The organism is Synechocystis sp. PCC 7339, from assembly GCF_019924095.1.
GTDB lineage: Bacteria > Cyanobacteriota > Cyanobacteriia > Cyanobacteriales > Microcystaceae > Synechocystis.
Genome location: NZ_CP063659.1, coordinates 1,818,173 through 1,837,091 on the forward strand (window position 1 = coordinate 1,818,173; position 18,919 = coordinate 1,837,091).

The 18,919-nt window shown below is 49.6% G+C and carries 17 protein-coding genes and 1 pseudogene; 7 read left to right on the forward strand and 11 right to left on the reverse strand.

Annotated features, from left to right (window positions below; translation table 11 throughout):
* Positions 1 to 70: 70 nt before the first annotated feature.
* Both IQE94_RS08600 and menD read left to right on the forward strand, forming a co-directional pair.
* Positions 71 to 2,134, forward strand: a complete 2,064-nt coding sequence (locus IQE94_RS08600) for a PP2C family serine/threonine-protein phosphatase (RefSeq protein ID WP_223343159.1) — start codon at positions 71 to 73, stop codon at positions 2,132 to 2,134.
* On the forward strand, positions 2,127 to 3,914 hold the full coding sequence (gene menD, locus IQE94_RS08605; protein ID WP_223343160.1) for a 2-succinyl-5-enolpyruvyl-6-hydroxy-3-cyclohexene-1-carboxylic-acid synthase: 1,788 nt from the start codon (positions 2,127 to 2,129) through the stop codon (positions 3,912 to 3,914). Before IQE94_RS08600 ends, menD begins: the two co-directional genes overlap by 8 nt.
* Here menD and dusB read toward each other — a convergent pair.
* The gene (gene dusB, locus IQE94_RS08610) at positions 3,873 to 4,940 is read right to left on the reverse strand and encodes a tRNA dihydrouridine synthase DusB (protein WP_223343161.1); all 1,068 of its coding nucleotides are present in this window, start codon (positions 4,938 to 4,940) and stop codon (positions 3,873 to 3,875) included. The genes menD and dusB overlap by 42 nt on opposite strands.
* Before the next feature lie 154 nt (positions 4,941 to 5,094).
* Here dusB and IQE94_RS08615 point away from each other — a divergent pair, with 154 nt between their 5' ends.
* Entirely contained in the window at positions 5,095 to 6,489 is a 1,395-nt protein-coding gene (locus tag IQE94_RS08615) for an ABC transporter substrate-binding protein (protein ID WP_223343162.1), read from the forward strand.
* A gap of 69 nt (positions 6,490 to 6,558) precedes the next feature.
* On the opposite strand, the gene IQE94_RS08620 is transcribed toward IQE94_RS08615, so the two are convergent.
* Together IQE94_RS08620 and IQE94_RS08625 are read right to left on the reverse strand one after the other, a co-directional pair.
* Positions 6,559 to 8,040 (reverse strand): site-2 protease family protein, encoded by a 1,482-nt coding sequence (locus IQE94_RS08620; protein ID WP_223343163.1) that lies wholly within the window; start codon positions 8,038 to 8,040, stop codon positions 6,559 to 6,561.
* 152 nt (positions 8,041 to 8,192) lie between these two features.
* Positions 8,193 to 9,650 carry a folate/biopterin family MFS transporter gene (locus IQE94_RS08625; RefSeq protein WP_212717502.1) on the reverse strand — a complete coding sequence of 486 codons (1,458 nt, stop codon included), beginning with the start codon at positions 9,648 to 9,650 and terminating at the stop codon, positions 8,193 to 8,195.
* Positions 9,651 to 9,702: 52 nt separating this feature from the next.
* Between IQE94_RS08625 and IQE94_RS08630 the strand changes: the two genes are divergently transcribed.
* The 3 genes from IQE94_RS08630 (at position 9,703) to IQE94_RS08640 (ending at position 10,715) form a co-directional block, all read left to right on the forward strand.
* Positions 9,703 to 9,954 carry a hypothetical protein gene (locus tag IQE94_RS08630; RefSeq protein WP_223343164.1) on the forward strand — a complete coding sequence of 84 codons (252 nt, stop codon included), beginning with the start codon at positions 9,703 to 9,705 and terminating at the stop codon, positions 9,952 to 9,954.
* Between the two features lie 126 nt (positions 9,955 to 10,080).
* Positions 10,081 to 10,395, forward strand: coding sequence for a DUF2499 domain-containing protein (locus IQE94_RS08635; protein WP_212717506.1), 315 nt, complete (start codon positions 10,081 to 10,083; stop codon positions 10,393 to 10,395).
* Positions 10,350 to 10,715: a DUF3593 domain-containing protein gene (locus tag IQE94_RS08640; RefSeq protein ID WP_223343210.1), complete on the forward strand. Its 366-nt coding sequence runs from the start codon at positions 10,350 to 10,352 to the stop codon at positions 10,713 to 10,715. Before IQE94_RS08635 ends, IQE94_RS08640 begins: the two co-directional genes overlap by 46 nt.
* 57 nt (positions 10,716 to 10,772) lie before the next feature.
* Here IQE94_RS08640 and IQE94_RS08645 read toward each other — a convergent pair whose 3' ends face one another.
* From IQE94_RS08645 to cobS, 6 genes and pseudogenes are all read right to left on the reverse strand, one after another.
* Positions 10,773 to 12,098, reverse strand: coding sequence for a cell wall metabolism sensor histidine kinase WalK (locus tag IQE94_RS08645; RefSeq protein ID WP_212717507.1), 1,326 nt, complete (start codon positions 12,096 to 12,098; stop codon positions 10,773 to 10,775).
* A 33-nt stretch (positions 12,099 to 12,131) separates the two neighbouring features.
* Positions 12,132 to 13,023 (reverse strand): annotated as a pseudogene (locus tag IQE94_RS08650) (mechanosensitive ion channel family protein).
* A gap of 41 nt (positions 13,024 to 13,064) precedes the next feature.
* Entirely contained in the window at positions 13,065 to 13,964 is a 900-nt protein-coding gene (glyQ, locus tag IQE94_RS08655; protein WP_370630531.1) for a glycine--tRNA ligase subunit alpha, read from the reverse strand.
* A 39-nt stretch (positions 13,965 to 14,003) separates the two neighbouring features.
* Complete coding sequence (locus IQE94_RS08660) at positions 14,004 to 14,798, reverse strand: hypothetical protein (protein ID WP_212717508.1); 795 nt, start codon at positions 14,796 to 14,798, stop codon at positions 14,004 to 14,006.
* A gap of 138 nt (positions 14,799 to 14,936) precedes the next feature.
* Positions 14,937 to 15,140, reverse strand: coding sequence for a hypothetical protein (locus IQE94_RS08665; RefSeq protein WP_212717509.1), 204 nt, complete (start codon positions 15,138 to 15,140; stop codon positions 14,937 to 14,939).
* 105 nt (positions 15,141 to 15,245) lie between these two features.
* Complete coding sequence (cobS, locus tag IQE94_RS08670; RefSeq protein ID WP_212717510.1) at positions 15,246 to 16,028, reverse strand: adenosylcobinamide-GDP ribazoletransferase; 783 nt, start codon at positions 16,026 to 16,028, stop codon at positions 15,246 to 15,248.
* Positions 16,029 to 16,283: 255 nt separating this feature from the next.
* On the opposite strand from cobS, the gene IQE94_RS08675 reads away from it, so the two are divergent.
* The gene (locus IQE94_RS08675; protein WP_223343165.1) at positions 16,284 to 16,730 is read left to right on the forward strand and encodes a hypothetical protein; all 447 of its coding nucleotides are present in this window, start codon (positions 16,284 to 16,286) and stop codon (positions 16,728 to 16,730) included.
* Between the two features lie 112 nt (positions 16,731 to 16,842).
* On the opposite strand, the gene IQE94_RS08680 is transcribed toward IQE94_RS08675, so the two are convergent.
* Together IQE94_RS08680 and IQE94_RS08685 are read right to left on the reverse strand one after the other, a co-directional pair.
* Positions 16,843 to 17,781, reverse strand: coding sequence for a folate-binding protein YgfZ (locus IQE94_RS08680; RefSeq protein ID WP_223343166.1), 939 nt, complete (start codon positions 17,779 to 17,781; stop codon positions 16,843 to 16,845).
* A 205-nt stretch (positions 17,782 to 17,986) separates the two neighbouring features.
* Complete coding sequence (locus IQE94_RS08685) at positions 17,987 to 18,895, reverse strand: LysR family transcriptional regulator (RefSeq protein WP_223343167.1); 909 nt, start codon at positions 18,893 to 18,895, stop codon at positions 17,987 to 17,989.
* Positions 18,896 to 18,919 lie beyond the last annotated feature (24 nt).

Here is an 18,919-nt window from a genome sequence, read left to right on the forward strand (position 1 = left end):
TTTTTGGAAATGTTCTTAAGATTGCATATTTCCTTAAAATTAATCAGAAATTTGTTAGAGGGGTAATGCTGTGCCGACCGTTCACTGCTCCAACCGCGATTGCCAAGCCCCCAATGATCTAGGCGATCGCCTGTGCCAGACCTGCCAAACCCCTCTGCTGAAACGTTATCTGTGGGCAGTGGGGGATTGGATCAAGGCCTATCAACCGGGGGAATTGCTACTGGAACGTTATCTGTTGGTGCGGCCCCAGGTGTTGTTGGACACTATGCCGGCCCTGGGGGTAGAGGGGCCAGAGGAAATCCCGAATTATATTTTGCCCTACCAGAAGCTCCTGCCCTTTCGTCTCAATGTGCCGGAAGTGTATGACTATTTTCCCAGTTGGGATGCCGAAAAGGATTTATCAGTCTGGTTGTTGGACTATGGCCCGGTGCCGCTAGATGAAGCAGGGGAACCTCTCCATGACCGTTTGTTGCCCTCCCTGGGGGAAATGTGGGAGCAGGCTTCACCCCTACAGCAGTTAACTTGGCTCTGGCAAATGATTCGTCTTTGGCAACCGTTACAAAGGCAGGGGGTGGTGTCTAGCCTATTGGAATTTGACTGGTTGAGGGTGCAGGGCCCCCAAATTTTTCTCCAGCAGTTGCAGCTAGATGAGCACCAATTTTATGAAACCAAATATTTAGCCGGGGTGTGGGAGCCGTTATTGACCAATGCCCATCCGGCGATCGCCGATTTTTGTCAGACCCTGTGGCAAAGGCTAAAACAGGGCAAAATTCCCCACGCGGACTACCTGTTGCGGGTGTTGGACACGGGCATTCAATCCTTGGCAGAGCAGTATGATTTTAGCTATACAGTGTTTGCCCAAACCGATGGGGGCCCCAGTCGAGACCATAATGAAGACGCCTGTTTTCCCGTCAGCGAAACCCCCATAGAAGGGCAACAGTTGGCCAACACCATGACCCTCATTTGTGACGGGGTGGGGGGCCAGGAAGGGGGGGAAATTGCTTCCCAATGGGTAATTGATCATTTGCCAATTCGGATCATTTCCAAGATTCAAAAACAGATGAATGAGCCGGACCAAATCCGCAGTTTCATCCAGCATCTCAAGGAAGATATCGAAGAAGTTAACGAGCAACTCAATCGCCGTAATGACCGGGAGGAAAGGGTCGAAAGGGAAAGGATGGGCACCACCCTGGTGATGGCCCTGGCGGATTTTCAGCAGTTTTTCCTGGCCAATGTGGGGGATTCCCGTTGCTATTGGCTGACCAAGGATAGCTGTAAACAGGTGACGGTGGACGATGACGTGGCTTCCAGGGAAGTGCGGCTGGGGTTGATGCTCTATCGCCATGCGGTGGAATTACCCAGATCGGGGGCGTTAACCCAAGCGGTGGGATTGGGGCCAGCGGGGCAACTCCATCCCATTATTCAGCGCTTGATTGTGCCCACGGATTGTCTCTTTTTACTCTGTTCCGATGGCTTCTGTGACAACAATCGGGTAGAGCAGTATTGGCAAGATGATTTTCTGCCGGTGCTCCAAGGCGATCGCCCGGTGGCCGAAGCAGTGCCTCGATTGATTGAGTTGGCCAACCAAGTTAACGGCCATGACAATGTTTCTGTTGCCCTTATGCACTGCCAAATTTCCCCCTCCGTCCCTACCCCCACCCAGGCGGAAACGGCCGCCGCCACCGGAGAAGATGAAACTACTCTGGAAGAAGATTTTGCTGGGGATACGGAGTTTGGACTCAAGGCGATCGCCTATCCCGACTTCAGCCAAAAGCCAGTGGCCAAGCCCAAGGAAACGGAACCGGAGCATCCCATTCCCCAACAGGATCCCAAAGAATCATTGGCTTCTCGCCCCTTTGATACCCAGCCGCCCCTACCTCCGGAGGAAATTCCCCTCAATCCGCCCTTAGATCCCCCACCAACAATGGCAAAACAACCGGAGCCAGCCCATCGCTCTGGGAGCTTGGCAGCCAAATTCCTGGCCCTTTCCAAAACCAGCCAGTTGTTAATTGCGGGGGGCATAGTGATTATTATTGCGGCCCTTACAGTGGCGGTGCTTAACCTGGGCCAAGGTAATGGCGAACAAAACCAACCTTCCTCCAGCCCGATTGATTTGAGCGTGGGGCATGGTTGATTTCACTAACCTCAATAGCTTGGCCGCCTCTCTTTTGGTGGAAACCTGTTTCAGACTGGGCCTCCGGCAGGCGGTTATTTGTCCTGGGTCCCGTTCCAGTCCCTTAACGGTGGCATTGGCCCGCCATGGAGGTATTGACTGTGTAGTTAGTTTGGATGAACGTTCCGCTAGCTTTTTTGCCTTGGGCCATGGCAAACGCACAGGGCAACCAGTGGCATTAGTGTGTACTTCCGGTACGGCGGCGGCCAACTTCCTACCCGCCATTATTGAAGCCCATTACAGTCAGGTGCCTTTGTTGGTGCTAACTGGCGATCGCCCCCCGAGATTGCGTCATTGCCGGGCCGGGCAAACCATTGACCAGAACAAGCTCTATGGCCACTATCCCCAGTGGCAAACGGAATTGGCTTTACCGGAGCCTAACATGGATTATTGCCATTATCTGCGGCAAACGGCGATCCATAGTTGGCAAAAATGTTTTTGGCCTGGGTTGGGGGTGGTGCATCTCAATTGCCCCTTTGATGAACCTCTAGTGCCCCTGGAAGATGGTTCAGAGTGCTTAGAGCATCTAGCCAGAGAATTTGACGAGGAGCATTTTTATCGGGGGCTAACAACGTTTGCAGCAATGAATCAGGGAGAAGTGATTTCCTTGCCCTCGAGTTCTGTTACTTCCGCTTTTTCCCCGCCCCAGCCTGACTTCAGCCCATTGGGTTTGATCCTGGTGGGAGTTCTGCCCGGTGGTGAAACCCCTGCTTTGCTGACAGATATTTTGGCGATCGCCAGAGCGTTGCATTATCCCGTACTGTGCGATGCCCTTTGCTCTTTGCGTAACTATGACGATGGCCAGACCGCTTTAATTACCAATTATGACTTTCTGATCCGTTGCCCCAGTTGGGCAAAACAGTTAGTGCCAAAGCAAATTATTCAAATTGGTGAATTGCCCACTAGTAAAGCGTTGCGAAATTGGCTCAGCACCATTGATTGTCCCCGTTATATTTTGAACTTCCACGGGGAAAATTTAGACCCCCTGCAAGGACAAACGATTTACTTGCCCACCAGCGTTGCCCAGGTAGCGGACTATTTAGATAGCCAGAGATTAACCCCCGATGCAGAACAGAAAAGTTATGCCCATAGTTGGCAGGAAAAACAACGCCAAAGCCAAACAATTATCATTTCTGCCCTAGCCGATGCCCATACCCCTTTAATGGTGGCCCAATTGGCCCATTGCTTAGCGCCCCAAACTAATTTGTTGGTGGCCAATAGTTTGCCTGTGCGCTGGCTGGAATTTTTCTGGCCCGTCAACGGCGATCACCATCGTATGTTTGTTAACCGGGGAGCCAACGGTATTGATGGTACCCTTTCCACTGCTATGGGTATTGCCCACCGTAGCCCAGGGGAGACAGTATTATTAACTGGCGATTTATCCCTATTGCACGACAGCAATGGTTTTTTAAATCAGTCCCAAATGCAGGGTAATCTAACCATTATTCTGCTCAATAATAACGGTGGCGGTATTTTCCAAACCCTACCCATTGCCCAATGTGAAGATGTGTTTGAAACCTATTTTGCTACGCCCCAAGGAGTGGATTTCAGTCAACTTTGTCGCACCTATGGAGTGGAACACCAAATTATTACTAACCTTTGGGAATTGAAAGAACAATGGCCAAGAAACAATTCCACTTCCATCCGGGTTTTAGAAATAATTGGCGATCGCCGTCAGGAAGCCCAATGGTTAAAATCATTACAGGCACAATTTTCCTGTGCTGATAGCTTGATCCAGTAAATCTTTGCCCTCCTGCACAGAATTGATCTGAAAAAGCTGTTCCCGCAACTGTGCCGCCCCAGGAAAGTCTTTGCAATACCACGCCAAATGTTTACGGGCTTGGAATAAACCCCGTTGACCTTTATATTCCCAAAGCATTTGCAGATGTTCCTGGGCACAGGTTAATTTTTCCGCCACCGTGGGAGCCCTTCTTTTCTCTCCAGTTTTAAAAAAATGCTCAATTTCCCCCACTAAATAGGGATAACCCAAACTCCCCCGGGAACACATCACCCCGTCCGCCCCGGTTTGTTCTAAACAAGCGATCGCCGCTTCCACCGAAAAAATATCCCCATTGGCAATGACTGGGATTGATAGAGCTTGTTTAACTTTGGCAATCCACTGCCAGCGGGCCTGACCGTTATAACCTTGGGCCCTGGTGCGGCCATGGAGGGTTAACATTTGTGCCCCCGCCTCCTGCAATCTCTGGGCAAATTCGACAATGTTAATTTCCTGATCATCCCAACCAAGGCGGGTTTTGACGGTAACAGGTACATCCACCGCCGCTACCACAGTTTTGACAATGGCTTCGGCTACTTTCGGTTGTCGCAGTAAGGAAGAACCGCCCCCTTTTTTGGTGATTTTATTGACCGGACAACCCATGTTAATGTCCACCGATTGAGCTCCCTGGGCCACCGCTTTTTGCGCTGCTTCCGCCATAAAGTCCGGCCGACAGTCAAACAGTTGAATACTGATGGGATTTTCCTGGGGATCAATTTCCATCACCTGGGGCAAGGTGCGGAGATGGTGAATTTCCGTGGCACTGACCATTTCCGTATAAAGCATGGCCTGGGGAGCATAGCGCCGCACTAATCGCCGAAACACTAAGTCCGTTACCCCCGATAAAGGGGATTGGAGCACCCGGCTGTGGAGGGTGAGGGAACCAATCTGTAATGGTTTTGCCCAGGCGGTGGGATTGGGGGAATTATCAGGCAAAGAATTAGGGGCCAAAGTCTGCAAGGAAATAAATCGATAACAATATTTTCCCATTGTTAATGGCAGGCACAAGGCGATCGCCATTCGCTAACTACAACGGAGGGAAACCATGGGGGCAGGGTTGGGGGTCTAATATGTTGGTAAAGAAAATACCCTTGATGCCTACCAAGCTCTCTTTGGTCGGTCGCCCCTAAGTGTGAGTGTCAATATGTCCAGCAAAAATGAGATCCCCATTTTAATCGGTGCGTTGTTAGTCACCCTGGGCATTGTGGGGGGAGGAGGTTGGTTTTTATTGAACAGAATGAATCCTGCTGCGGTCACTTCTGGTCTGTCCACCACGAGCCCCATGCCGAGGGAATTACAGGCCAATGCCAGCGCAGGGGAAAGGGTCCTGGTGCCCACCATGGACAATGAAACCAAATTATTTGCTTCCAAGGCGATCGCCGAGGGTAAAAACGCAGAAGCGTTAGCACAATTAACTCAACATTTGGAAAAGTCCCCCAATGATCCTGAAGCCTGGATCTACCTCAACAATCTGCGGGCTTTGGAGCATAATCCCCTCCAGATAGCGGTGGTGGCCCCGGTGGGCAGTAGCCTCAACATTGCCCAGGAAATTTTGCGGGGGGCGGCCCAGGCCCAGGAAGAAATCAATCAAAAGGGCGGTATTGACGGTCGTTTTTTGCACATCACCATTATCAATGACGCCAATGATGGCACCTTGGCCCAACAGTTTGCCGGGGAGTTAGTCAAACAGAATCAAATCCTTGGGGTGGTGGGACACAATGCCAGCAGTGCCACCCTCAGTGCTGCCCCCACCTACGAAGCGGGGGGATTGGTACTGGTCAATGCCACCAGCGACGCCAATGGCATTACCAATGTTGGCGACCGTATTTTTCGGGTCATTCCCCAGATCAACACCTCTGCCCAAACCCTGGTGCAAAGGGTCAGCCAAGAAGTTGACCAAGTGGCAGTCTGCTACGATTCCAAAGCCCCCGATGGAGTTTCTTTTTACCAAGAATTTACCACTGGTTTGTTAGCTAGCGGCGGCCAGTTAGCCCCCACCGTCTGTGACCTGAGTGAAGCCAATTTCAACGGCCAAGCTAAGATGGCGGAAATTGTTGCCAGTGGGGCCCAGGGATTGCTAATTTTGCCCCATATTGACCGCCTAGACCGTGCTTTCGCCCTGGGTGATGCCAACCGGGGTCGCTTAAAGCTCTATGGCAATAGTCCCCTGTCTACGATTAAAACGTTGGAACAAGGCCGGGGCATGGTGGGTTTAATGGTGGCTATTCCCTGGAGTTCCAAAAGTGAGGCCAATCGCCCCTTTGCTGAGGCCGCCCGCAAGTTTTGGGGGGGAGATGTGTCTTGGCGCACGGCGGCCACCTACGATGCGGTTTATACGATGGCCAATGCCCTGGCCATTGCTCCCAGTCGCCCAGGCTTACAAAAGGCTTTGACAGAACCGGAATTTGTTTCCAGTACCATCAATGGCGAGGTTAGTTTTTTGCCCAACGGCGATCGGGCGGGGCAAGCTACCTTGGTACAAATTAAACCTTCCCCCAGCCATGTGACTGGCTACGACTTTTTCCCCATTAATCGCTGAGTTAATCTTGATGTCACCGGGAGTTAAATAATTAGTGCCCGTCAATTCTAGCCAGGGAATTTTCCCACCCTATATTTGCAACCACTGGGCTACAAGGGGCGGCACCGGTAAAAGGATCAAAATCAAAATGGCGATCGCCACAATGCCTAATAAATCCCGACGATCATCCAACTCGCTGACATCATTTAGCGCTGGTTGATCTCCCACGGGCATGAGCAACAAAATAATTGCCCAGATGAAAAAGTCACTGCGAATAAAGGAAAGTAACACCATTGCCACCCTGGTAATTTGCCCCGTCACAATGGCCGCCCGTTGCCCCAGCATGGCATGGATAATGTGGCCCCCATCTAACTGGCCAAAGGGCATCAAATTCAACGCCGTCACAATCAAACCAATGTAGCCGGCGATCGCCAAAGGATGGAGATCCAGCACCGTGTTAGCCCCCAGTTGACTGCCCAAGGCCGCCTTACTAATCAGGGTCATCAACAGGGAAAAGCGGTAATCCAGGGCATCAAATCGCAACAGGTTAGTATTGTCCGGCATGGCTCCCACCGTGGACTGGGTCAACCCCCACCATAAAATTGGCAACGCCACTACCAAGCCTCCCAACGGCCCGGCGATCGCCACATCAAATAAAGCTTTACGGTGGGGCACCGGGGACTTCATCTGGATAAAAGCGCCAAAGGTGCCCAAAAAGAAGGGAATGGGAATGAAATAGGGCAAAGTGGTGCGGATTTTGTAATGAACCGCTGCCCCATAGTGACTTAGTTCATGGCAGCCCAAAATGGTCAAAATTGCCAAACTGTAGGGCAAACCCACCATTAACGTTTGGATGCCCGCCTGGAGTTTTTCCGGAGTTAACCCCGCCATTTCTGCTCCCACCATAGTGGTGGTGAACCCAGTCAGTAGCAGTAAAGTTAAGGCTAACCAAGGTTTATGGAGCTTTTCGGCATTATTAATATTATCTTCCTTCGCCTGGGCTGGGTTAGGTACTAGGGCAAAAAAAGGTTGGCCCTGCAAACTTTCTTGAAATAGCACCAAAAAGCGATCGCCAAAGGCATCTTCCACATTACCCTTGACCCGTTCGTAGGCCATTTCCGGTGCCACTTGTAATTTGCCTCGGCACAGAATAGCCTGGGGACGATAGTCCAATTGCTGGAGGTAATACACTCCCCAGGGAAAACAATCCCGCAAAGATTTTTCTTCCGCCGCATCAATGGGTCGGGGGGCTGGCTCCGATGATTTTTGCTCTGTTCCTTGGGCGTTATCGGGGTTGGGGGAAGCGGTAGCCTGGGCCTGTTGATCGGGGACAATGCGACCCTTTTGCACCAACCACCAGTACAACAAAGGACAGACTAAAAAAGGCCCTAGCAATAGTAAGGCTGGCAGAGGGGCATCGGGGCCATAGATCATTGCCCAAATTGTCCAGAGGGTGGCTGGGGTCATCAACACCAACCACAATATCCAAATCGGGGTGCGGGTGATGGGGGCGGCATTGCTTTTAACCACAAAATAGGTGATGACAGCAAGGATGAGCAAAAGAAGCCACATTTTTACAAAACTCAGAGGTTACAGGGTCACAGCTAGATTCTGGGCGGGGTGGCCCGGATCAGCAAAACAGGCAGTGCGAGGTAAAGCAATCCCCTCTCCAGTCTAAGGTATTGCCTCCAGGGGCAAAGCGATGTAGCCTTACTAACCGCAAACTAGGAACGGCTGGAACTTTTTTCTGAAACGAATTCAGGCAAAAAGTTTTGGTCGCTTAAACTTCCCACCGTATGGTGTTCAAATACTTCCGCCGGTGGCAACACCAGGTGATCGCCAGGGTTATCGGGGGCCTCCGTTGCTTGATTTTCCTGGGGATCCCCCGCTGGCAACAGTCCTAAAAAGGGCAAGGGCAGCAGGGTGGAAAGGTTAGTGATAATCACCAACAAAGCCAAATTATCAAATTGAGTTTCCGTTACCCCCAACCAATGGGTCAGCAATGACCCCACCTCGAAGGATAATACCCCCGCCAAATTCATCACCGACATCAATAGGGCAAAAAGAGTGGCTTCAATGCCCGGTGGACAGAGACGGGCCGCCAAAACCAACACCGGCATAAAAGCAATTTGACCGGTTACGGTGAGAATAATGCTATCCCCCAAACTAAACCAATGGTCATCAATGCCGATGGCTCGGTTAGCGTGGGTAATTAAAATTAGGGTAGTTAACCCCAAGGCACTGGAAATCACCGTACTCCAGCCCATAATTACCCGGAAGGGCACGGTTTTTAAGAAGCGTTGGTAAAGTCCCACCCCTATCAATCCGGCTACGCTAGTGACCAAACGCACCCGCCCCAAAAATTCTGGCTCAAAGCCTAACTCGTTCGTGGTGAAATAAAAAAAAGCTGACTCGGCGCTGGGAGTTGCTTGCCAAAAGAAAATAAACAAAGTGGGCAACAGAATGGTTTTTTGTCGCACTGCCTGCCAAACCAATTTAATTTGGGCGCGGGGTTCTGGCTTACTATCCTCTTCACCGACAGATGCTTCACTAATCAAAAAAGCGGCCCCTACGGTCAGCAAAGGAAAAATGGCGGTGATGGCAAAGACAGTGCGGGTGCTAAACCATTCCAAAAGAGCGCCACTGGCATAGGCAGTAATAATGCCCCCCACGGCGGCGGCTCCCCAGGTGAGGGATTGCAAAGATCCCACTTGGGCTAGGGATTCCCGTTGGGCCCGTTCCACTACTAGGGAATCGACAATGACATCGCCGATCGCCACGGACAGGGAAGTGAAAAGCAATACCAACCCAGCTTGGGTGCCGCTACCAACCCAGCCCGCAAACAACAACCAACCGACACTACCCATTAAGCCCGATAACCACAGGTACGATCGCCGTCGGTAGCCAAACAGGGGCACCGTGTCCGACAGTAGACCAAGCACTGGTTTAATGATCCACGGGGCTGCTCCCAAACCAATCAGGGCCCCCATGGCCGCTGGACTCAGCCCCAATTCATCTTTGAGGAAAAAGCTTACTGCTAAACGGGAAAGCCCCAACACCCCCTGGACAAAGTAAATGCTGAGGATGGCCAGCAACTCCCAACTGGGGGCATTGCCCAAAAGCACTTTTTCCCGCAGGAAGCGCTTAAATGGGGTGGAAAATAAAATAGCGATCGGGGTCATAGATAAGGCAATAAACGGGGCAACTTTCTTAATATTTCGTTACGTATTCCCCATGGTAGGACATTTCTTCCTGCCCAGACCCCTACCCCCGCGTCAATTGGAGTCTGGAATTAATGGCGATCACCAGTCATGGATGTTAATCGAATCAACCAATATGCTAGATGAGGTGTCCTTCCCCTTACTGATGACTGCCTGGGCTCACCATCATCAAGGCAGTGCAGTTTTTCCTTGGAATCCTTATTTCACCTTTTACACCTATTGCGCCCACACCACACTAGAAACGCTTTTGCTACCATTTGCCTAGGGAGCTTGCTCAAAAGGCCTTGCCTAAGTTGCCTCCCCCGGTCTGCAGTGGCTTTAAACAGTATTATTGGTTTGTTTTAATCGCAATCGTTATTGAGTAAAAACCAGTTACCCAGGATAGCTAGTAGTGAATGCTCTCTCAATTCCCACTTGGATGGTTCATGTTTCCAGTGTTATTGAATGGATGGTGGCGATCGCCTTGGTGGGCCGTTATGCTGCAAAGGCTGGTTATGGCCACTGGCGGGCCCTGGCCTGGGGAATGATGCCAGCGTTGGTGAGTGCGATGTGTGCCTGCACCTGGCATTTCTTTGATAATGCTAGTCAGTTAGATTGGTTAGTGACCCTCCAGGCCCTGACCACCGTGATCGGCAATATTACCCTTTGTCTAGCGGCCTGGTGGATTTATCGTCAATCAGCCCAGCCCTCTGCCCCCAAGCCCTGATGGAACTTAGCCAAATTTTTGCCAAGGAAAACCTCTTTGCCCTTTCCCTTTTTCCCTACCTGGGCTTTCTCTGGTTTCTACGGCGATCGCCCCAAACACCCAAGCTAGTGCTGGTGGGATTCTATGTTCTATTAGTGTTTGTTTTGGTAACTATCCCCGCAGGGCTCTACGCCGAGAGCCATTACCAAGCCCAGTTGGCCGACGTGGATTGGCTCCACGGCAGTGCAGAAATATTTTTGTCTCTTTCCAATCTGTTGGTAGTCTTTGGCCTTCTCCAGGGACTAGCCCAACAATCAACGGATAAAAAGGAAAATAGCTAGGCTGATTTTGCTCGATGGAAAGTAGAAAATTGATGGGAAATTAAACTGCTTAACTGCCTATGTAGAGGGAACCGCACTAGGCAGTTGCACCCGAAATTGACTGCCTTGGGGGGAACTGGTAACACTAATCTTGCCCTGGTGATGCTGCACAATGGCCGCCACGATCGCCAGTCCGAGACCGACCCCTTGATTAGGCGATCGGGAAGGATCAGCCCGAAAAAAGCGGTCAAATAAATGGGGAATCTGCTCTGAGTCAATGCCAACTCCGTTGTCTGCCACTGTGACCTGTAAGCTAGATTGCCTGGGTCGCAGGGCCCCATGGTCAGTGGCACACCGTTCTAGGGTAAGGGCCACCGAGGATTCCTGTTGCTGCTGGGGCTGGCTATGGTCAAAGGCATTGGTAATTAGGTTAGTGAACAAGCGGGCCAACTGGTCCCAATCTCCCTGCACAGTGAAATCCTCCTCTGGGTTCTCTCCCTGGCTTTCAATTCTGAGGGAAAGAAAAATTCCCCGTTGCTCAGCGCTTAGCCGTTGCTCTTCAATTACCTCAATTAGGAGCGCATCCAAGGGAATAGTCTGCAAAGTGCGGCCGAGGGTGCCACTGTCGGAACGGGCCAGGAAGAGAAGATCATTGACCAGATTGCCCAGCCGTTGGGTGAGTCGTTCAATAACCTGCAGTTGTTGGCGTTGTTGTTGGGGATCCGCTTCGGGATATTCCAAAGCCTGTTGCACATTGGTTTGAATCACCGCAATGGGATTCCTTAATTCGTGGGAAGCATCGGCGGTGAATTGTTTCAAGCTTTGATAGGATTCGGCGATCGGCTCCATCGCTAACCCCGATAAAAACCAACCAATGGCCGCCGCACTGCTCACTAAAATAGTTAATCCTAGGCTTAAGTCCCAGGCCAGTTGACGAATAGGCTTAGTTACTTCAAACCAAGGATGGCTTACCCGCAGATAGCCCAATACCAGGCCCCTCTCCTCAATTCTTTTGGTTACCTGGCGCAACTGGCGATCGCCGGAAAAAGAAACCGTTTCTGCCTTAGATTGGCTAGAAAGAGAAAGGGGGGAATTGTTGCCCATGGTGGACCACAGCAAGCGACCCTCCGCACTGAACCACTCCAAATCAATGTGATCATCATCCACCGTTGCATCATTGTCCCGAAAGCTAGCAGAAACATTTAAGCCGTACTCGGCCTGGTCTAATCCCTGCACCACTAAGGAACGATTCACCACTTCCACCACATGCTTAAGGGTGTCATCAATCCGTTCCACCAGGGTTTGACGGACATATAAATAAACCCCGCTGGCAAATAGCAACAATAATACCGCCGTTACCAAGGTGTACCAAAGCGCTAAACGTCGACGGGTGGTCTGAAACATAGCATTAATTGAATTGCCCTTGGATTATTAGGTTTAAGCCGCTTTGATATCCAACTCCTTCGTTTCTGGCTGAATTAAATGTACATCCCGCTGGGGAAAAGGAATGGAAATATCTTCTTCATCTAGCTTCCGTTTAATTGCTTCAGTTAACTCTAATTTAAGGCGGAAGTAATCCTCCGATTTTACCCAGGGGCGCACGTAGAAATTAACACTACTATCCCCCAATTCCCCTAGTGCAATAGTAGGAGCAGGTTCTGCACAAACTTCACTATTTTGATCGAGCACCCACTGTAAGGAAGACCGCACATGGTCAATATTTTCTTCGTACCCCACCCCAATGACCAAATCTATGCGGCGCTGGGGCTTACCTACATGGTTGATAATGTTATTTTCAATGATTTGTTTATTGGGAATGGTCACCAAACGATTGTCGTAGGTGCAAATGGTTGTCGAAAGGATTTCAATCGATTCCACTACTCCTTCAATGCCAGCGACTTCTATCCTTTCCCCCACCCGAAAATAATTGAACAAGACCAATAAAATACCGGCTGCTACATTAGCGAGGGAACCCTGCAGAGCTAAACCGATCGCCAGGGTGGAAGCTCCTAAAAGAGCTACCAGGGAACTGGTTTGAATGCCCAACTGAGCTAAACAGAGAACAAAGAAAACCAGCAAAAGTAGGTAGTAGCTGATATTGCCAGCAAAGGAAATAAAGGTTGGTTCTAGGTTGGACTTTCTGAGGGCCCTAATGATTAGTTTTTGTAGCCTTCTCGACAACCAAAAACCAATTAGTAAAATTGCTAGCGCAAAGATGATTTTTAGAGAGGCAGTAATTATAAAATCAGTAATTTCCTGTTGATCATAATTGAAAATATTATCTGAAAAAAGAGGCATAACGGAACAAAAGGAACGACAAATTCACCAGCAATGGTGTAGGAAATAGGCTAAGAAATAACTTCAATTAGCCTATGCAAGGACAGCGGGTTTATCTACTTTTTTACCCAAGGGAAAACCGAGGGCTTCCCGTTGTTGTAAATAAATCTGGGCCACTTCCCTGGCCAAATTACGAATGCGACCAATATAGCGGGTGCGCTCAGTCACAGCAATTACCCCCCTAGCATCCAATAAATTAAACGCATGGGAGCATTTCAGAACATATTCCAAACTAGGCAAAGCCAAGCTCCGTTCGATCAACTGCCCCGCTTCCTGTTCATAAAGGGCAAACAATTGAAACAATAAGTCGGGATTAGATGCTTCAAAGTTGTAGGTACATTGTTCCACTTCCCCCTGCCAGAAAATATCCCCATAGCTGAGTTTTTCATTCCACTGAATTTGGTCGATCGCCTCTACATTTTGCAGATACATGGCCAACCGTTCCAAGCCGTAGGTAATCTCAATGGAAACAGGGCGACAATCAATACCACCACACTGCTGAAAATAGGTAAACTGGGTCACTTCCATGCCGTCGAGCCACACTTCCCAGCCCACGCCCCAGGCCCCAAGGGTGGGGGATTCCCAGTTATCTTCCACAAAACGAATGTCGTGATCCTCAGGCTGAATCCCCAGGGCCCGCAGGGAATCAAGATACACCTCCTGAATATTGTCCGGGGAAGGTTTGATCAATACCTGATACTGGAAATAGTGCTGTACCCGGTTAGGATTTTCGCCGTACCGGCCATCGGTGGGACGACGGCAGGGCTCCACATAGGCCACAGACCAAGGTTCCGGCCCGATCGCCCGCAGAAAAGTGTGGGGATTCATGGTGCCAGCGCCCTTTTCCGTGTCAAAGGGTTGGGCAATGAGGCAACCTTGCTTGGCCCAAAATTCGTTTAACTTGGCGATAACAGACTGAAAAGTAATGGTCATAGAAAGCCAACAGCTTGATGCTAAATAATTACTAAATGACTAGACGGTGACGAATAATTTGGACTCCGGATCATAGCTCCAAGCCAGGCCATCGGGGTCCCTAGTTTGACTCCAGTCAGCAAAATTGCCTTCGTTTTTGCGACGGGCCAAGGTGCTGGAAGTGGTGTCTAAGCGCTTGGCTAATTCTGATTGGATCAGGGTTAGGCAGGAGTTGCTGGGAATAGTTTCCGCCGGAGTGGATTCTTTTGGGGGCGTGGCTTCGGCCGCCTTCTCCTCTTCCTGTTGCTTACGGGCTTCCTTAATTTCCGCCAATTGAGAAAAAGGACTTTGACCCACCGGAGTAGCCATCAATTCTTCCTGGGGAGGCACTAGGGGATGGTCTACTACTGGAGCTGTGGCGGCCGCTAACTGGGGAGAACTGAGGGCCGGTTCCTCCGATTCCGGTTCACTGTCGTCGAAAATGTTACCCAGGGTACTGGAGGAAATAAAGTAATAAACTTTTGCTTGCCCCACCTGTTTTTCGTAGGGGCCATACTCCGCCACCTTGTCATTCAGATAGCGTTGGGCCGCCCGACCTTTGGCAATGCCCGCATCAATCAAATCAGCTTTGGTGATGATGCCCTGATTTTTTTGCACCAGTTGGTTAAAGAGGGGATCGATAGCGACACATTTCTGTTGCCATTGATAATTGTCCCAGGCCACCCAGGCGATCGCCAAGGTGAGACCCAACAAAATCCACCGCCAGGTTTTGTAGATAAAAACCATAGCGACGGCTAGGGGCAGAATCAGTACTAACAGTCCTTTGGGATCACTTTCGGCAACTTTTCCAGTCATGGCAACTCAGCAATTGAACCAGATTTAGATGAATCGAATCGAAAACAGAGTTAAATGTTAAGCAAAAACGAACAAATCTGTGGCAATGATCACAACAGTTTGCGGCTCAAATTTTACCCCAGCACCACCGACATTGACCTAACGGCTAGTCAATTCCCAGCCGTATAGTAAGGCCACAAAGACCGTGAGGGCGGCCATGCCGAGGAAGATTCCCCCCGGCAAAAAGGTAATAACGCCCCAGCCCCTCAACAAATATAACGCTAGGGTCAATCCTACCAAACCTAATAAGGGTTTTCCAAACAAAGAAGAGAATGATCGCCGTTTTTTACGTTTTTCTGCCAATGTCTGCTCCTGCAAAATTTAGGACAATTATCGGTGGTTCACGTTGAATACTGGTCATAATCCCATGGCATGGCAAAGTTAACAGCCATTGAAATGGGGGAACCGTTAAACCAAGGATAAACTCAGCAAAATTAATACCTCACTCCATTCCACCACAGCGCCGTAGGTATCTCCAGTGTGACCCCCCAATTGTTGGGCAAACCAACGACCTACCCCCCAGGCTATCAACGCCGCTCCTCCAGTGCCCAGCCCCATTAGCCAGGGGGCAATTCCCAAAATAATTCCTAGGGTCATTCCTCCCCCAATCATAATGGCCGTGCCCAGCAGTAGATCGGGCCTCCATTTTAAATTTCGTTTATGCATGGCGCCTTTGCCATCGGCCTTCAAATAAGGATAAAGGGCGATCGCCAACAGTTGGCCCCAACGTCCCCAACCCAAAGCCATCACAAGGGCCCAGCTTGCCAAGCCCTTGGAATTAAGGCTAGCCAAGGCCATGGTTTTCAGTAATAACACCACGGCGATCGCCATCACACCATAGGCCCCCGTTTGACTGTCTTGCATCACCGCTAAACGCTTGCTGGGATTAGTCACCGCTAGACCATCGGCAGTGTCCGCCACCCCATCTAAATGGAGACCCCCTGTTAAAGCTAGCCACAGACTAACCACAATGGCTGACCGCAATAAATTGTCCATACCAAACCATTGCAATCCCTGGGCTAACGCCAGCAAAATCAGGGACAATAACAGCCCCATCAGGGTAATCCAGCGGGCAATGCGGTCAAAATTTACCGGCCAACTCCGGGGCCAGGGCAAGCGGGTGTAAAACAGAATTGCCGCCCCCACACTATCCCCACCCCAGAGAAAATACCAACGACGCCACCATTTCATAAATCACCATTCCCACGGGAAGGAGTTGCCACTCCGCAAAAACTTAAAATCTAGTTACGAATTCTTGGGCTAAGATCAAAAATAAAGCGGGGATCAATCAAATCGCTCCACCGATGGCTTGGCAACCCAAAACTAAAATTCCCCATCTAGACTAATACTTTTGCGTGATTTTCGTTAGTAATCCTGGTGGAATTTATAACCATAAATATTCATCCGTAACCGACCGACCAAGCTTTTTACCCCGCCCTCACCCCCATGAATCCTGAATTTCACTCTCCCCCACTGCCAGCTCCCTGTGTGATTGAACAGGGTATTTTGGTCAACAAAGAAGATATGCAACGGGCCCTAAACGATTTAGGACAAGTTAATTACTATTATCAATTAGATGGCAAATCCCAAGCGGAAGGCCAAGGTTGGATCTTGGATGTGTTTAGCGATGCCCAACAGGCCACCATTGTTACCAATCAATCTCTTTATCTCAATGTCAACAGCTTTGATTACCTGGAAATTAGCCTAGACCACCAAGGAAAAACCATTGTGGACCTCTGGCAGGAAAGTCGACATTTAAGGCTGGTGTCTTTGGATGATTGGCTCAACCCAAGGGAAGGCTACAGTCAACTTACGCCCCTGGATTTGGAAGAAGTGGTGGCGGAGGTACTGGCGGCCCGGTTGGATGTGCAGAGGGACGAGGAAGACTTTTGATTGGTTGTTGATTCCCGCAAGCTTGCTCAACGCAACAATTAATACAAATAAACCAGCAAACCACCCATGGGGGCTAGCAATGACCATCAAAACTTGCTCCCCGGAATGGAATCTAGTTCGGCCCTTGGTAATATTCGTGGGTGATGTAGGGTGGTCTTTCTACTGTGGCGATCGCCTCCCCCACCTGCACGGCCATGCCCTGATCGGCCAGCTTAGTTTTAAGGTAACCAAGCCCCGTCAATCCCTTCACACTGGTTAAAACACCCACTTTTTGTCCTTCCAGGGTAATCACTGTCCCTGCTTCCATCGGGCGATCGAGGGTAAGGCGCCACAGCCGCTGTTTTACCCCCTGGTAAGTGTTCAAACGGGCAATGGTTTCCTGGCCAATATAACACCCCTTAGTGAAGGAAATGGCCCGCCATAATCCTGTTTCAAGGGGATTGTAATCCTCGGTCAGTTCTTTATTTGCTTGGGGTCTGCCCTGGTAAATGCGCAAACCTTCCCATTGATCGGAGGTAATGACAGTTAAATCTTCCCAAAGTTGGTCGATTACTGCCTGTTGAGTCGCTGGAAAAATTACTGTATAGCCGGGTAAATCCAACCCTGTTTGGGCAGAAATGAGTAACTCAACTCCCTGCACCGCTTGGGTTAACCATTGGTTCCCGATGGGCAACTGCCAACCTAAATGATCTTGCCCCGCTTCTTCTCCCAGCAGCACCACCGCTCGATAATCGGCAGATAAATCCTGCAGTTCCACTTTGTCGAAGGGGAAAATGAATCGGTCCATCCATTGCCACAGGAAGTCTTTTCGGCTGGCTTCCACTTGGACCCAAAGGGAGTCTTGACGCACATAAACCGTGGCTAATTCCAGAGTTCTGCCGGTGGAGTTGACGAATACGGTTTCAAACCATTCCCCCACTGCCCTAGTTTCCACTGCGTTGGTGGTTTGGTTGTGCAAAAAGCGTTGCCGGTCTTCCCCTTGTAATGCAATCAAACTAAATTCGGGTAGGGGATAGAGCCAAGTTTGCTCCAGGTCGAGGGGATGGGCCATGAATATCTCTAAATTGAAGATCTAAGTGGCAAATTGCCGTGTTCAGCAATGCAATCAGGGAAAAGTGGGTTTTGCGCTTGCGAGCTTTAACTTTCTATTTTCCACATTTTAGCGGCGAATGAACGCCTTGTTGTTAAGAGCTTCTGTGACTCCATGTTTGAAGAGCAGAATGGGACTGTAGTAGTTAAAGGGTTTCATTAATAAATTAGGTGCCATAGTCAGAAACCCAAGGGTCTAGCTTAAATTCTTCTCGTAAAAAATCAATAAAACAATGAACTTTGGCAGGATAAAAGCGACTGCGACGATAGACGGCGTAGATGGGAAAAGGCACGGGTTGATAGTCCTGTAAAACAACTTTAAGATCCCCCCGATAAATATCTTCACCAAACATCCAAATCGGGGCGATCGCAATGCCTAAACCTGATAAAACGGCGGCTCGCACAGCAACGGAGCTATTAGTTTGAAAACTACCTTTAACATTAACCTTAATAACTCCATTTTTTTCATGAAAATGCCATTCATTAATGGTAGACAAGGAAGTATAGACAATACAATTATGCTTGGCTAGATCTTCTGGTGTTTTCGGTTCCCCTGATTTTTCAAAATAACTGGTGCTAGCTACCGTTACACGACGGGTGATACCAATACGTTCACTAATTAAGGACTTATCTTGATGATTGCCAATACGAATAGAAAGGTCTAGTCCTTCTTGCACCATATCGACAAAATAATCAGCCATCATTAAGTCTATTTTAACTTGGGGATAGCGGGTGATAAAAAGATTTAAGCGGGGCACGATTTGCATTTCGCCAAATAGGACCGAACAACCTAAACGTAAAATACCAACGGCTTTCTCTTTGCCTTCTAAGCTAGCTTCTGCTTCAGCAACTGTTTCCAAGATTTGTTGACAGTATTGATAATATTGTTTTCCTTCTTCGGTTAAATTGAGTTTGGTTGTGGAGCGAGTGATTAACTTCACCCCCAAATATTTTTCTAGGGCGGCAATTTGTTTACTGATGGTTGGTTGAGTTGTTTGTTGTTCCCTTGCCACGGCGGAAAAGCTATTCATTTCGATCGCTCGAACAAAACTCTGCATACAAGCAAGACGATCCATAACAACACCTATTCCAATCTGGCA

Coding starts and splice junctions, on each gene's coding strand:
- cobS (WP_212717510.1), bottom strand. CDS start 16,028: ATGAAATGGTGGCGTCGTTGGTATTTTCTCTGGGGTGGGGATAGTGTG.
- IQE94_RS08625 (WP_212717502.1), bottom strand. CDS start 9,650: ATGACCCCGATCGCTATTTTATTTTCCACCCCATTTAAGCGCTTCCTG.
- IQE94_RS08615 (WP_223343162.1), top strand. CDS start 5,095: ATGTCCAGCAAAAATGAGATCCCCATTTTAATCGGTGCGTTGTTAGTC.
- IQE94_RS08685 (WP_223343167.1), bottom strand. CDS start 18,895: ATGGATCGTCTTGCTTGTATGCAGAGTTTTGTTCGAGCGATCGAAATG.
- IQE94_RS08620 (WP_223343163.1), bottom strand. CDS start 8,040: ATGTGGCTTCTTTTGCTCATCCTTGCTGTCATCACCTATTTTGTGGTT.
- dusB (WP_223343161.1), bottom strand. CDS start 4,940: ATGGGAAAATATTGTTATCGATTTATTTCCTTGCAGACTTTGGCCCCT.
- IQE94_RS08675 (WP_223343165.1), top strand. CDS start 16,284: ATGAATCCTGAATTTCACTCTCCCCCACTGCCAGCTCCCTGTGTGATT.
- IQE94_RS08680 (WP_223343166.1), bottom strand. CDS start 17,781: ATGGCCCATCCCCTCGACCTGGAGCAAACTTGGCTCTATCCCCTACCC.
- IQE94_RS08630 (WP_223343164.1), top strand. CDS start 9,703: ATGGTAGGACATTTCTTCCTGCCCAGACCCCTACCCCCGCGTCAATTG.
- menD (WP_223343160.1), top strand. CDS start 2,127: ATGGTTGATTTCACTAACCTCAATAGCTTGGCCGCCTCTCTTTTGGTG.
- glyQ (WP_370630531.1), bottom strand. CDS start 13,964: ATGACCATTACTTTTCAGTCTGTTATCGCCAAGTTAAACGAATTTTGG.
- IQE94_RS08660 (WP_212717508.1), bottom strand. CDS start 14,798: ATGACTGGAAAAGTTGCCGAAAGTGATCCCAAAGGACTGTTAGTACTG.
- IQE94_RS08645 (WP_212717507.1), bottom strand. CDS start 12,098: ATGTTTCAGACCACCCGTCGACGTTTAGCGCTTTGGTACACCTTGGTA.